Annotated in this window: 14 protein-coding genes; 6 read left to right on the top strand and 8 right to left on the bottom strand. The window is 73.3% G+C overall.

The window, feature by feature from the left end:
* Window positions 1-81: 81 nt before the first annotated feature.
* Window positions 82-435 carry a trypco2 family protein gene (locus AF335_RS10905; protein ID WP_102918146.1) on the bottom strand — a complete coding sequence of 118 codons (354 nt, stop codon included), beginning with the start codon at window positions 433-435 and terminating at the stop codon, window positions 82-84.
* A gap of 376 nt (window positions 436-811) precedes the next feature.
* On the opposite strand from AF335_RS10905, the gene AF335_RS10900 reads away from it, so the two are divergent.
* Entirely contained in the window at window positions 812-1,543 is a 732-nt protein-coding gene (locus AF335_RS10900) for a M23 family metallopeptidase (protein ID WP_102918145.1), read from the top strand.
* Between the two features lie 152 nt (window positions 1,544-1,695).
* Window positions 1,696-2,157 carry a VOC family protein gene (locus AF335_RS10895; RefSeq protein WP_102918144.1) on the top strand — a complete coding sequence of 154 codons (462 nt, stop codon included), beginning with the start codon at window positions 1,696-1,698 and terminating at the stop codon, window positions 2,155-2,157.
* A 122-nt stretch (window positions 2,158-2,279) separates the two neighbouring features.
* Here AF335_RS10895 and cseC read toward each other — a convergent pair whose 3' ends face one another.
* The 5 genes from cseC to AF335_RS10870 form a co-directional block, all read right to left on the bottom strand.
* On the bottom strand, window positions 2,280-3,581 hold the full coding sequence (gene cseC, locus AF335_RS10890) for a two-component system sensor histidine kinase CseC (protein ID WP_102918143.1): 1,302 nt from the start codon (window positions 3,579-3,581) through the stop codon (window positions 2,280-2,282).
* Between the two features lie 30 nt (window positions 3,582-3,611).
* A complete protein-coding gene (cseB, locus tag AF335_RS10885) occupies window positions 3,612-4,319 on the bottom strand; it encodes a two-component system response regulator CseB (protein ID WP_102918142.1) in 708 nt (235 codons plus the stop codon).
* A gap of 7 nt (window positions 4,320-4,326) precedes the next feature.
* The gene (locus AF335_RS10880; RefSeq protein WP_244926988.1) at window positions 4,327-4,983 is read right to left on the bottom strand and encodes an LppP/LprE family lipoprotein; all 657 of its coding nucleotides are present in this window, start codon (window positions 4,981-4,983) and stop codon (window positions 4,327-4,329) included.
* Entirely contained in the window at window positions 4,971-5,519 is a 549-nt protein-coding gene (locus AF335_RS10875; RefSeq protein WP_102918141.1) for a SigE family RNA polymerase sigma factor, read from the bottom strand. Before AF335_RS10875 ends, AF335_RS10880 begins: the two co-directional genes overlap by 13 nt.
* A 350-nt stretch (window positions 5,520-5,869) precedes the next feature.
* A complete protein-coding gene (locus AF335_RS10870; RefSeq protein WP_102918140.1) occupies window positions 5,870-6,793 on the bottom strand; it encodes an HhH-GPD family protein in 924 nt (307 codons plus the stop codon).
* Window positions 6,794-7,073: 280 nt separating this feature from the next.
* Between AF335_RS10870 and AF335_RS10860 the strand changes: the two genes are divergently transcribed.
* Genes AF335_RS10860 through AF335_RS10850 form a run of 3 tightly spaced genes read left to right on the top strand, consistent with a single transcriptional unit; the run spans window position 7,074 to window position 10,063 of the window.
* The gene (locus AF335_RS10860; protein WP_244926987.1) at window positions 7,074-8,810 is read left to right on the top strand and encodes a sensor histidine kinase; all 1,737 of its coding nucleotides are present in this window, start codon (window positions 7,074-7,076) and stop codon (window positions 8,808-8,810) included.
* Entirely contained in the window at window positions 8,807-9,463 is a 657-nt protein-coding gene (locus AF335_RS10855) for a response regulator (protein WP_102918718.1), read from the top strand. Before AF335_RS10860 ends, AF335_RS10855 begins: the two co-directional genes overlap by 4 nt.
* A gap of 18 nt (window positions 9,464-9,481) precedes the next feature.
* Complete coding sequence (locus AF335_RS10850; RefSeq protein ID WP_102918138.1) at window positions 9,482-10,063, top strand: pyridoxamine 5'-phosphate oxidase; 582 nt, start codon at window positions 9,482-9,484, stop codon at window positions 10,061-10,063.
* 68 nt (window positions 10,064-10,131) lie between these two features.
* On the opposite strand, the gene AF335_RS10845 is transcribed toward AF335_RS10850, so the two are convergent.
* Window positions 10,132-10,713, bottom strand: coding sequence for a phosphatase PAP2 family protein (locus AF335_RS10845; protein ID WP_102918137.1), 582 nt, complete (start codon window positions 10,711-10,713; stop codon window positions 10,132-10,134).
* 292 nt (window positions 10,714-11,005) lie between these two features.
* Here AF335_RS10845 and AF335_RS34565 point away from each other — a divergent pair, with 292 nt between their 5' ends.
* Window positions 11,006-11,689 (top strand): hypothetical protein, encoded by a 684-nt coding sequence (locus tag AF335_RS34565; RefSeq protein ID WP_170127662.1) that lies wholly within the window; start codon window positions 11,006-11,008, stop codon window positions 11,687-11,689.
* Window positions 11,690-11,820: 131 nt separating this feature from the next.
* Here AF335_RS34565 and disA read toward each other — a convergent pair whose 3' ends face one another.
* Window positions 11,821-12,954, bottom strand: coding sequence for a DNA integrity scanning diadenylate cyclase DisA (gene disA / locus AF335_RS10835; RefSeq protein ID WP_102918135.1), 1,134 nt, complete (start codon window positions 12,952-12,954; stop codon window positions 11,821-11,823).
* Window positions 12,955-13,001: the final 47 nt, after the last annotated feature.

Genomic DNA, 13,001 nt, shown 5'->3' with positions numbered 1-13,001 from the left:
TTTTCGCGCTCCAGGGCACCCGTGGAAGCGCCGCTGGGCCTCCCGGGCCGCCGACGGCACCCGCGGGCACCGCGGGCGGCGTCACTGCCCCGTGGAGCCGAAGCGCGAGACGCCGCCCGGGCGCTCGTTGCCCACGCGCAGGCCGCCGCCCGTGCGGGCGTCCTTCGGGGTGAGGGTGAAGGCGACCCTGTGGGTCCGGGTGGAGCCCCGGGACGCCTCGGCGTCCGCGCTGACGACCCAGGCTTTCACCCCGCCCTTGCCCGTGACATCCCGGCGGATCTCGACGGTGAACTCCATGGAGATCTCACCGACGTCGAAGACGATCTCCTCGCCCCGGCCGCGCGCGGCGGCGGTCGTGAGGCCCTCGCGGACCGCCTGCACGGCGTCCGCCAGCTCGACGTCCTCGAGGTGGGAGAAGCGGGAATCGTTGCCCATCGTGGCGGCCCCCCGGCTGCGTCCGTGCGTCCGTACGTCTGCTGCCGGGAGCGTACCGCCGGGGGCGGGCCTTTGGTCCCGGAACGGGGCAGGCCGAAAGTCCATCGGCGGTGATACGGCCCATAGGGCGTGGGTCACATACTACGGCGAATAGCAGAACAATTCCGGGCCGAATGGGCTCGGAAAAGCTTCGGAGGCCCTTGCGCCGGGCCGGAAACCCTCTTGGGCGAAGCGTTCCACGGCGCCCCTCCTGCTACGGCATTCGCTAGTAGTGGCCGTCCTTGGCAGGGCGGCGAATGCGGGTTACCAAGGTATGGCGATCCCGGTTCGCGGCAGTTCGCAGCCGGGACCCATTCCTGCCTGGAGGTATTTGTTTATGTCGAAGCTCGCCACTTTCCGTAATTCCGGCACGTCCGTTCTCCGTAACCGTGCCGCCGTCGTGGCCGCCGGCCTCGGAGCATCGCTCGCGCTCGGAACCGGTGTGGCGCTGGCGGCCGACACCACCTCGCAGGCGGAGATCCCGGCCTTCGCGTCCGTCGCGGCGCTGGACGACGCCCTGCACGCCCAGGCCGAGACGCAGCTGAAGGCCGCGGCCAAGGACAAGGCCGCGCAGGAGCAGGCCGAGAAGGACGCCGAGAAGCGCGCCGCCGACGCCCGCAGCGCCGCCGAGGCCAGCCGCAAGCGTGCGGACGCCTGGGTCTCGCCCGTCGAGGGCTACCAGATCGGCCAGCCCTTCGGTAAGGCCGGCGCCATGTGGGCCAGCAAGCACAGCGGCCAGGACCTGGTCGTGGACACCGGTACGTCCGTGAAGGCCGTGCACGGCGGTACGGTCGTGAAGGCCGGCCCCAACGGTGGCGGCGACGGTCCCGCGTACGGCAACGCCATCGTGATCAAGCACGACGACAACACGTACTCGCAGTACGCGCACCTCTCGCTGGTGAAGGTCTCGGTCGGCCAGACCGTGACCACCGGCCAGGAGATCGGCCTGTCGGGCTCCACCGGCAATTCCTCCGGTCCCCACCTGCACTTCGAGATCCGTACGACCCCGAACTACGGCACCGCCGTCGAGCCGGTCGGCTTCCTGAAGGCCCACGGCGAGACCCTCTGACCCGTAGGACACCGGTCGGCCACGAGCCGGCGCACCGCCCCCGTGCGGTGCGCCGGCTTCGTCGTTCCCGGGGAGCGGGCGGCGCGGGCCGTGCCTACGGTGGTCGTGCGGCGGTACGAACGCCCGGCCGTACGAACCCCCGGGAGCGCGCCATGATCAAGGGCATCGCCATCAGCACCGTCTGGGTCCTCGACCAGGACCGGGCGAAGGAGTTCTACACCGAGAAGCTCGGTCTGGAGGTCCGCACCGACATGACCATGGGCGGCGACGGGGGCATGCGCTGGCTGACGGTCGGCGCCCGGAGCCAGCCGGACGTCGAGCTCACCCTGATGGTCCCGGGCCCGCCCGGACTGGACCCGGAGGCGGCCGAGGCCGTGCGGACCCTGGTCGGGAAGGGGGCGCTGGGGGCGGGCGTGCTGAGCACGGACGACGTCCGGCGGGATTACGAGACGCTCCGGGCCAAGGGCGTGGAATTCCTCCGGGAACCGCAGGAACGGCCTTATGGAACGGAGGCGATTCTGCGGGACGACTCGGGTAACTGGTTCTCGCTCACGGAACGGCGGGAACAACTGGACCCGGCGAAGGAATGGAGGGAATGCGTGGACCCGATGTGAGCGGTCGCCGGGGCCGGGAATTCCCGAACGGCTGCCGGTCCGGGGTGATGTAACGCCCCGTCGGCGCCCCCTTTCCGTAATCTGCGCGGCGGCGGACGGGAGGGAAATCCGGTCCGGGATCCTCAGTCCGGCACCCTGATGATCGGGAAGCTCCCCGTGCTCGTCGGCGCGGACTCCGGCAGCCACAGCACCGCGATCGCGCCCGTACCGCCCTCCACCTCCGGATCCGCGTTGCGGAACGTGAGCCGCGCCCCCAGGACGCGGGCCTGGCCGGCCGCGATGGTCAGGCCCAGGCCGTGGCCCTTGCCCGCGCGGTCCTTGCTGCCCGTGCGGAAGCGGCTCGGGCCCTTCTCCAGGAGGTCCTCCGGGAACCCCGGGCCGTGGTCGCGCACGCGCAGCACCCGCCCCTCGACCGTGACCTCGAACGGGCCCCGGCCGTGTTTGGCGGCGTTGGCGAGGAGGTTGCCGAGGATGCGCTCCAGGCGGCGCGGGTCGGTGGAGACGTAGGCGTCGCGGACGACCTTGACCCGGGCGTCCGGCTCCACTATCCGCACCCGGCGCACCACGAACTCCCCGAGCCGGATGTCCTGCATCTCGGCGCGCTCCGCGAAGCCGTCCAGCCGGGCGACCTCCAGCACGTCCTCGACCAGGGTGCGCATGGCCTGCGCCCGGTCCCTTACGAGCTCGGTGGGGCGGCCCGGCGGCAGCAGCTCGGCGGCGGTGAGCAGGCCGGTGACGGGCGTGCGCAGCTCGTGGGCGATGTCGGCCGTGACGCGCCGCTCGGCCTCCAGGCGGTCCTGGAGCGCCTCCGCCATGCCGTCGACGGCGCGCGCCAGGTCGTCCGTCTCGTCGCGCACCCGGCCGCCGATGGCGTCGCGCACCCGCACCTCGGGGTCGCCGTCGGCGACCTTGCGGGCGGCGGTGGCGGCCTTGCGCAGCCGCCGGGAGAGCTGGCCGCCGATGAGGATGCCCAGGGCGGTGCCGCCGAGCACCACGGAGACCGACCCGATGATCAGCACCCGGTCCAGGGTGTCGATGATCGAGAAGCGGTCCTTGAACTTGGTGTGGATCGAGAGGATCTTGCCGTTGCGGAGCGGCACCGAGGCCCAGACCTCGGGGGTGCCGTTGCCGGCGGAGTCCTGGAGGTAGGTGGCGCGCAGCCCCACCGCGGCCGCGTCCCGGAGCTGCTTGGGCAGCGTGGGGTCGTCGACCTTGGCGTGGAGCATCAGCCGGCCGGTGTTCTCGTAGTACCTCTGGGCGATCTGGACGCGCTCGTCCATCACGTCCCGGCTGTTGTCGAGCATCGACAGCCGGGCCGCGTTGTGGACGACGAGGCTGAGCGCGACGGCCACGAGCGCGCTGACCCCGGCGATGGCCAGGCTGACCTTCCAGCGCAGGCCCGAGCGGAGGGCGAGCTTCACCACGAGGGGGTCCGGGGGTTCAGCATCGGGTGCTCAGCCTCTGAGCTTGTAGCCGAAGCCACGGACCGTCTCGATCCGGTCCTGGCCGATCTTGCCGCGCAGCCGCTGCACATGGACGTCCACGACCCGGGTGTCGCCGCCCCAGCCGTAGTCCCAGACCCGCTCCAGCAGCCGGTCGCGGGAGAGCACGGTGCCGGGCGCCGCCGAGAACTCCAGCAGCAGCCGCATCTCGGTGGGCGTGAGGGCGACGGGCTCGCCCGCCTTGCGGACCTCCATGCCCTCCGTGTCGACCTCCAGGTCGCCGAAGCTCAGCACGCCGCTCGCGAGCGGCTCCGGCTGCTCGGCGCCCGGCGAGCCGTTGGGGCCGCTGGCGTGGCCGAAGCGGCGCAGCACGGCTCTTATCCGGGCGACGAGCACGGCGCCGTCGAAGGGCTTGGTCACATAGTCGTCGGCGCCGGCCTCCAGGCCGAGCACGACGTCGATGCTGTCCGCGCGCGCGGACAGCATGATCACGGGGACGGTGGACTCGTCGCGGATCCGGCGGCACAGGCTGACGCCGTCCAGGCCGGGCACCATGACGTCGAGGAGCGCGATGTCGGGCTTACGGGCCCGGAACCGCTCCAGTCCCAGCAGCCCGTCCGGCACCGCGGTCACCTCGAAGCCGTCGCGCTCCAGTGCCAGCTGGGTCGCCTCGCGAATGACGTCGTCGTCCTCGACGAAGAGCACATGGGTATCGGCCACGCCGCTCTCAGCCCTCCGTTCCCACGCTCGGGAGTTCCTTGTCGTTGTTACCGACCTTGCTGAAGTCGGTATGGGTGCGACCGGTCTCCCGGAACTCGTTCCCCGACCAGTGGTACGTCATGACATCCCTGCCCGACGCGCAGCACGCCGCGTCCCCCGGACCGTAGACCTCCCTGGTGACCTGGAGGTCGCGGCGGTCGATGTCGGCGTAGACGGGCGGCTGCTCGGCCGCGAACACGTTCACGTACGAGTCGCCCTTGGCACGGTACACATAGGAACCGACACCGATGGAATCCGCGCAGGTCATCACGTTGATCACCACGTCGTTGCGGGAGCCGTCGGTCAGCTGCCCGTAGATCACGTCCACGGGGTACTCGTTCTTCGTGCAGGGCTTGAGGTTCTTCTTGACCTGATCGCTGACCTTGGGATCGCCCTTGATCAGCTTGATCGCGTCGACCTTCTCCTGCGTGGGCACGGCGGACGCCGAGGCCACATGGCTGGGCTTCGCCGCCGACTGGGTCTGCGCGGTGCCCTCCTTGCGGACGCCCTCGCTGCCCGCGTCGCACCCGGCAAGCAGAAGACCGGCGGCCGCGGCCAACGCTGTGACCGTGCCGCCGGTGATCAGTGCCGGCCGTGCGGGAGCCGCCTGTCTCAGGCTGCGCACCGTTCCTGCCCCCGCTCGTTGCGCTCCAGGGCGCGGAAGTCCAGGTCGCGGCTCTCCAGCTCCTGACGCAGCCGGGCGAGCGCCCTGTGCAGCGTGCTCTTGACGGTGCCCGTCGACATGCCGAGCGCCTCCGCGGTCTCCTCGGTGCTCATCTGCTCCCAGTGTCGCAGCACGACGACGCTGCGCTGCTTGGGTGCCAGGACTCCGAGGATGTCCATCAGCAGGGCGCGATCGGCGTGCTGCTCCGTGCCGTCCTCGACGCTCGCGTCGGGGAGCTGCTCGGTGGGGACCTCGTCCAGCTTTCGGGCGCGCCACCACTCCGTACGAGTGTTGATCATGACACGCCGGAGGTAGGCGTCGGCCAGCGACTTGTCCGCTATGCCTTCCCAGCGGCCGTACGTGCGCACCAGCGCGGTCTGGAGGAGGTCCTGCGCGTCGATGGGGTCGGGCACGAGGCGGCGGGCGCTGCGCAGGAGGGCGTCCTGACGGTTGCGCACGTACTCTTCGAAGTCCAGAACCTTGCCGCTGCTGGCCATCGTGCAGCCTCCATTCCGCTTGCGTTCCCCGCGTCACGCTGGTGGTCCTCCAGCACGGGTAGGACGCTACGGAGGCGCTGTTGCGACGCCATGTGCAGCAGCCCTTCGGCTGATACACAGCTGTCCATAGGTTGTGTAACAGCGGAACGTTAAAGACGAAGAAATGGGGCGCAAAGCGGCCTCAGGGCCTTCACTTCATCACCGTGATGCGGGCGCCGGCGGCACAGTGCGGGGCGGGGGCGCAGCACGGTGACGGGTGCGTCATCGTGAGGCGCGCGGGCCGCTCCGGCGCGCCGGCCCCGGGCTCACCCGGAACCCGGCCCCGGGCTCACCCGACGCGGGCCCCGGGCTCACCCGGACGCGGGCGCCGGGGTGCTGAGCGGCAGCCGGTACCAGCCGTCCGCCAGCGGCTCCACCAGGCCGTCCGCCACCAGCCCGTCCAGCGCGCGGGCCCGCTGCACCGGCTCGTCCCACACGGTGTCCAGCACCGCCTGCGGCACGGGGTCGATCGCCTCCCGCAGCACGGCCAGCAGCTTGCCGCGCACCTGCCGGTCCGTACCGGCGTAGCTCTGCGTCCGGCGCGGCGGGCCGTCGTGCTCCGGCGAGCCTGCCGCCCGCCACGCGCAGTGGGCCGAGATCGGGCAGCGGGCGCACTCGGGCGTGCGCGCCGTGCACACCAGCGCGCCCAGCTCCATGGTCGCGGCGGCCCAGCGGGCGGCCACCGGCTCGCTCTCGGGCAGCAGCGCGCGGGCCAGCTTCCGCTCGGCGGCGGTCGTCGCGTTCGGCGGGTACTGCGCGCCGCTCACGGCCCGTGCGAAGACCCGGCGCACATTGGTGTCGAGGACCGCGTGCCGCTGCCCGTACGCGAACGACGCCACGGCCGCCGCCGTGTACTCGCCGACGCCCGGCAGCGCCAGCAGCCTGGCGTGGTCGCGCGGCACCTCGCCGCCGTGCAGCTCGGTGATCGCCGACGCGGCCGCGTGCAGCCGCAGCGCGCGCCGCGGATAGCCGAGCCGGCCCCACGCGCGGACCGCCTCGCCGGGCGGCTCGGCGGCCAGATCGGCCGGGCGCGGCCAGCGGGCCAGCCACTGCTCGTACACCGGCAGCACCCGGCTGACCGGGGTCTGCTGGAGCATGAACTCGCTGACCATCACCCCCCACGGCCCCGCCTCCGGGCGGCGCCAGGGGAGATCACGGGCATGGTCGCCGAACCAGTCGATGACGGGGTCGTGCAGGAGGGCCGGCGTCTCGGGCGGTGCAGTCATGGCAGTCATGGCGTCCCCGATCCTGACACGGACCCGCACGAGCGGGAAACGCGCCGGGCCCCGTGGGCCTGACTTTCGTCAAGGGGCGGGTGGGGCGAAAATCAGCCCGTCCGGCGTTTGAGGACGCCGCGCGGAGCGCGGAAAGGGGGCCCGGGGGCGCAGCCCCCGGTTACGGGAAGGGGCGGGGTGGGGAACAAGCCCGCCGCAGGCGCACCCCCGCACCCACCCCCCCGTATCCCTGACTTTCGTCAGAGGCGCCGCACCCCCGCCCACTTGTACCGTCGACCCGGTGAGACGCACAGTCACCCCGCGCGGGGCCCTGCCCGACGCCCTGCTGTGGGCGGCGCTCGCCGCGCCCGCGCTCGTCGTGGGCCCGCTCGGGCTGACCGAGCCCCGGCCCTGGTGGCAGCACATCGCCGGGTACGCCGTGCTCGCGCTGGCCGTCGCCGTCTCCCGGGCCCGTCCCGTCCCGGCCCTGCTGCTGGTGGCCGGTCTCGGCCTCGCCCTCTCGCCGTCCCTGTTCACGCTGGCCTACGGGCCCGCCCTGGCCGCCCTCGGCTACCTCCTGGGCCGCCGTGCGACCGGGCCCCGCCCCGCGCTGTACGCCTTCGCCGGCATCGCCGCCGTGGGCACGCCGCTCGTCGTCCTGCGCGGCGCCGACCCGGTCGTCGAATGGCTGGTTCTGATCGGCACCCTGCTCTTCGGCGCCGTCTTCCCCTGGCTGATCGGCCGCTACGGGCGCCAGCACCGCGCGCTGGTGGCCGCGGGCTGGAGCCGGGCCGCGCAACTGGAGCGCGAACAGGAGATCGTCGCCGACCGGGTCCGGCTGCGGGAGCGCGCCCGCATCGCCCAGGACATGCACGACTCGCTCGGGCACGAGCTCAGCCTCATCGCGCTGCGCGCCGGCGCCCTCCAGGTGGCGCCGGATCTCGCCGCGCGGCACCGCGAGGCCGCCGCCGAGCTGCGCGGGGCGGCCGCCGACGCGACCGACCGGCTCCGCGAGATCATCGGCATCCTTCGCGACCCGTCGCCGCCCCCGCTCACCCCCGTGGACGAGACGATCGCGGCACTGGTCGCGCGGGCGGCCGCCTCGGGCCTGCGCGTGCGCCTGCGCGCCCCGCGCGAGGGAGCGGACAGGGCGCCCTCCATGGCGGCCCGCGCCGCCTACCGGGTCGTCCAGGAGGCGCTGACCAACGCCGCCAAGCACGCGCCCGGCGCCGAGGTGACCGTGGACGTCGAGGAGCGGCCGGGCGAGACCGTGGTGACGGTGGCCAACGGCCCGGCGCCGCACGAGTACCCGCTCCCCGCCCCGGGCCGCGCCGCCGCGCCGCACGGCGGCACCGGGCTGCTCGGGCTGCGCGAACGGGTCGCGCTGGCCGGAGGCGACTTCGCGGCGGGCCCGCGCGACGGGGGCTTCCGGGTCCGCGCGCGGCTCCCGCACACGGCGCCCGGGGCCGACGGCCCGGGGACCCGCACCCGGGTGACGTACGAGCCGGACGCCCGCGCGCCGGGAGCCCGCACCGGGCCGTCCGCCCGGCCGCTCCCGGATCCCCACGTACCGGACGGGCCGCTGTCCGGCGAGGAGGGCGGGGCGTCCGGCACCACTCCGCACGACGCCTTCGCCCGCGCGCGCCGGGCCACCCGGCGCGGGATCGTCGTGCCGTTCGCCGTGGCCGGCGCGGGCGCCGCCGTCTTCATGACCGCGGCCTTCGGCTGGTACGCGTATGTGAAGGCGCACTCGGTGCTCACCCCCGCCGACTACGCCGGGCTGCGCGTCGGCGCCCCGTACGCCGCGGTCGAGCCCGTACTGCCGGACCGTAAGGTCGCCGACCCGCCGTCCGACCGGGCTCCGGCGCCGCCCGCCGGGGCGGACTGCCGCTACTACCGGGCCACCGGTGAACTCTTCGTCGGCGTCGACCACTACCGGCTCTGCTTCCGCGACGGCCGTCTGGTGGCGAAGGACCGCGTCCCCAGGGTCGGCCCGGCGGAGATCGTGGAGCAGGAGGAAAGGGAGTGGGCAGGGTGATCAGGGTTCTCCTCGCGGACGACGAGGCGATGATCCGGGCGGGCGTACGGGCTGTCCTCGCGGCCGACCCGGCCGTGGAGGTGGTCGCCGAGGCCGCCGACGGCCGGCAGGCCGTGGAGGCGACCCGCGCGCACCGCCCCGACGTGGCGCTGCTGGACATCCGCATGCCGGTCATGGACGGCCTCGCCGCCTGCGAGGAGATCCGGCGCACCGTCCCCGGCACGGCGGTCGCGATCCTCACCACCTTCTCCGAGGACGACTATGTCTCCCGCGCCCTCGGCGGCGGCGCCACGGGCTTCCTCCTCAAGTCCGGCGACCCGTACGAGCTGATGGCCGGGGTGCGCGCCGTGGCGGACGGCGGCGCCTACCTCTCGCCGAAGGTCGCCCGGCACGTCATCGCCGAGCTGGGCGGCACGCGCCTGACGCGCGGTACCGCCGCCCGCGCCCGTACGGCCGGGCTCACCGCCCGCGAGCGCGAGGTCCTCGCTCTCCTGGGCGAGGGCCTCTCCAACGCCGGGATCGCCCGCCGCCTGCACCTCGTCGAGGGCACGGTCAAGGGGTACGTCAGCGCGGTCCTGGACCACCTGGAGGTCGACAACCGTGTGCAGGCCGCGATCCTCGCGTACGAGGCCGGACTGGTGACCGGCGACTGAGCGGGGTGGAATGGGCCCATGAGCGAGACGGAGAGCAGAGTGCCGCGTGAGATCCTCGCCGCCCTCGACGCGCACACGACCATGACCCTGGCCTATGTGGACGAGGACGGGCCGCAGGCGTGCGCCGTGCTCTACGCGGTCGCGGAGCCCTTGGCCGGTGGCGGGCCGTCGGGCGGGGCGTTCGGCGGGCCGCCGAGCGGGCCTTCGGGGGACACCGCCGGCGCGTCCGATGCCGCCGACGCGGCGGAGAGCGTGCGTCCGGCGGGTCCCGCCCTGCTCTTCGTCACCTCGGCCACCACCCGTCACGGCCGCGCGCTCCTCGCCGGCGACGGGCGGGCCGCGTTCACCGCCCAGCGCGAGGGCCAGGTGTGGACCGCCCTGACGGGTGTGCAGGGCCGGGGCGCGTGCCGCCGCCTGGAGGGCGCGGAGCGTGAGGCGCGCTGGCGCGCGTACGCCACGCGCTACCCGTATGTGGAACGCAACGACCGCCTTCGCCAGGCCATGGAGCGCACGGACCTGTGGGAACTGCGCCCGGACTGGCTGCGGCTGATCGACAACGGCCAGGGCTTCGGGCACAAGACGGAGTGGGTCCGCGCCTGACGGGCCGTCCGGACAGGTGATCCAGGATGCGGCTTCCCGGGGCGGTCCGCCCCGGGAAGCCCGTGTGCTCACGCCTGTACGAGCACCCGCAGCCGCCCCTCGCGCGCCCGCTCGACCAGGGCCGTACCGCGTCCCACGAGCAGCCGGGCGCCCAGCAGCGCGACGGCCGTGCCCAGCAGCAGGCCCACGGCGGCGTCGTGCGGGTAGTGGACGCCGAGGAAGACCCGGGAGAAGGCGATCAGCAGGGCCAGCGGCAGCACCAGCCACGCCACCAGGCGCAGGGCCAGCGTGACCCCGGCCGCGAGCGCCGCGGCGAGCGTGGCGTGGTTGCTGGGGAAGGACCAGTCGCCCGGCGCCGGGCAGGGCGCGAGGGAGGTGACCGCGCCCGCCACCGCCCGGCACGGCCGGTCCTCCTCGACGACGCTCTTGACGATCTCGCTGATCCCGTACGCCAGCGCCGTGGTGACCGGGACCAGCAGCGCCAGCGCGACCTGACGGGCCCGGCCGCGCCGGGCCCACCACCAGACGGCGACGGACACCGCCATCAGGAGCAACAGCCCGGCCTCCGTCCCCACTTCCGCGAGGTCCTGGAACCAGCCGGGTGTGGAGCGGGCGAAGTCGGTGATGTCGAGGTAGAGATCGTTGTCCATGGGCACAGGACCGTACGGACCGTCACCTCGCCACCACACCGGGCGATAGGCATAAGGCGACCCTGACTTTCGTCAGGTGCCGACAACGGAACGGCCGCCCCCGCTGGGCAGATGATGAGAAAAGTAGGCACCCATGCGGCGGGTATGGGCTGGTGCCCGGGCCGATCTCTCGTAGAGTCTTCGCGTGGGATCACTGCGCAATCCGATCGGGCCGCTTCCCTCCTCCATCTATTGGCGGCGGAGGGCAGTTGCGCTTGGCCTGCTCGGCCTTACCGTCCTGGTGGTGTTGTGGATGGTCACCCTTGGGGGTGATGACGGTTCCGGGAGCGAGCAGGGCAAGGGCTCGCCCGGCAAGGGGCCGGCCGACAGCACCATCACGCCCGGCCCGACGCCCTCGGGCCCGCACATCAGCCAACGTCCCGGCGGCCGGGGCGACTCGAGCACCGGCACCGGTGGGTCCAGTGGGACCGGTGGTGCCGGTGGTGACCACGCGGGCGGTGGGACAGGCGGCTCGGGTACGGGCGGCTCCGGCGTCCTCGGCAGCGGTGACGGCAGGACCGTCCCGGCCGGCTCCTCGGTGCCCGACTGCGCGTCAGGCACGGTGCGGCTGACGGTCCGCAGCGTCAAGGAAGCCTACGGCCCGGACGAGAAGCCCAAGTTCGAGATCGTGGTGAAGAACGCCGGCAGCGGCGCCTGCAAGGTGAACTTCGGGGCCCCCGCGGCCTTTATGAAGATCACCAGCGGTAGCGACCACATCTGGTCCTCCGACGACTGCGCCCGTGGCGCGGGCGCTCTGCTGGTCGAGCTGCCCGGCTCGGGCGAGACCAAGCGCACGGTGGAGTGGGACCGCAAGCGCACCGCCCCGCAGTGCGCGACGCCGGCCGGCGACGCCGTGGCGGGCTCCGGCACCTACCGGGTCGAGGTCAAGGTGGCGGGCGTCACCGAGCGGCTGGAGTTCAAGCTGGAGAAGGCGTGACGGGTGCGAGAGGGCCGGGCGGGCCCTGACCCGGAAACGCGCGAGGCGGCCCACAGGGGCCGCCTCGTTCGCATCTCGCCCGTTCTCGCGAGGTACGTCCGTTACGCGTACCTACATGCGCTTACGCGTACTTACACATACCGCTCGAGGATCGAGGACTCCGCGAGGCGCGAGAGGCCCTCGCGGACCGAGCGGGCCCGTGCCTCGCCCACGCCGTCCACGGTCTGGAGGTCGTCGACGCTCGCGGCGAGCAGCTTCTGCAGGCCGCCGAAGTGGTCCACCAGCCGGTCGATGATCGCACCGGGCAGCCGCGGCACCTTCGCCAGCAGGCGGTAGCCGCGCGGGGAGACCGCGGAGTCCAGCGTCTCCGGGGAGCCGCTGTAACCCAGGGCGCGCGCCACGATGGGCAGTTCGAGCAGCTCGGGGTGGGTGAGGGCGTCCAGCTCGGAGAGGGCCTCGGCGACCGTGCGGGTGCGCTTGGCGGTCGGCTCGGGGACGTAGTCCCGCACTACCAGGTCGCGCTCCGGCTCGACGCCGGCGATCAGCTCGTCCAGCTGGAGGGAGAGGAGACGGCCGTCGGTGCCGAGCTCGACGACATACTCCGCGATCTCCGTGGCGATCCGGCGGACCAGCTCCAGGCGCTGGCACACCGCCGTCACGTCGCGGACCGTGACCAGGTCCTCGATCTCCAGCGCGGAGAGGGTGCCCGCGACCTCGTCCAGCCGGAGCTTGTAGCGCTCCAGGGTGGCCAGTGCCTGGTTGGCACGGGAGAGGATGGCGCCCGACTCCTCCAGGACGCGCCGCTCGCCGCCCACGTAGAGCGCGATCAGCCGCATCGACTGGCTGACCGAGACCACCGGGAACCCGCACTGGATGGACACGCGCTGCGCCGTCCGGTGGCGGGTGCCGGTCTCCTCGGTGGGGATCGAGGCGTCCGGCAGGAGCTGGACGCCCGCCCGCACGATCTTGGTGATGTCCTTGTCGAGGATCAGCGCGCCGTCCAGCTTGCACAGCTCGCGCAGCCGGGTGGCGGTGAATTCCACGTCGAGGACGAAACCGCCCGTGCACATCGATTCGACGGTCTTGTCCATGCCCAGGACGATGAGACCGCCGGTGTTCCCGCGAAGGATGCGCTCCAGGCCGTCGCGCAGGGCCGTGCCGGGCGCGACGGCGCTCAGCGAGGCGCGCATCAGCCCTTCGACGGCGGAGCCAGCGGAGCCACCCCCGGCCCTGCCGGGGCCCGATGCCCGGTCGTTGGCTGCCACTGCACTCCTCCGGTCGCAAGGTCAACGGTGCCGCAGGCCGCCCTGCT

It is taken from the genome of Streptomyces eurocidicus (genome assembly GCF_002891295.1).
GTDB classification, from domain to species: Bacteria; Actinomycetota; Actinomycetes; order Streptomycetales; family Streptomycetaceae; genus Streptomyces; species Streptomyces eurocidicus.
This window is presented reverse-complemented; position numbering and strand designations above follow the sequence as displayed.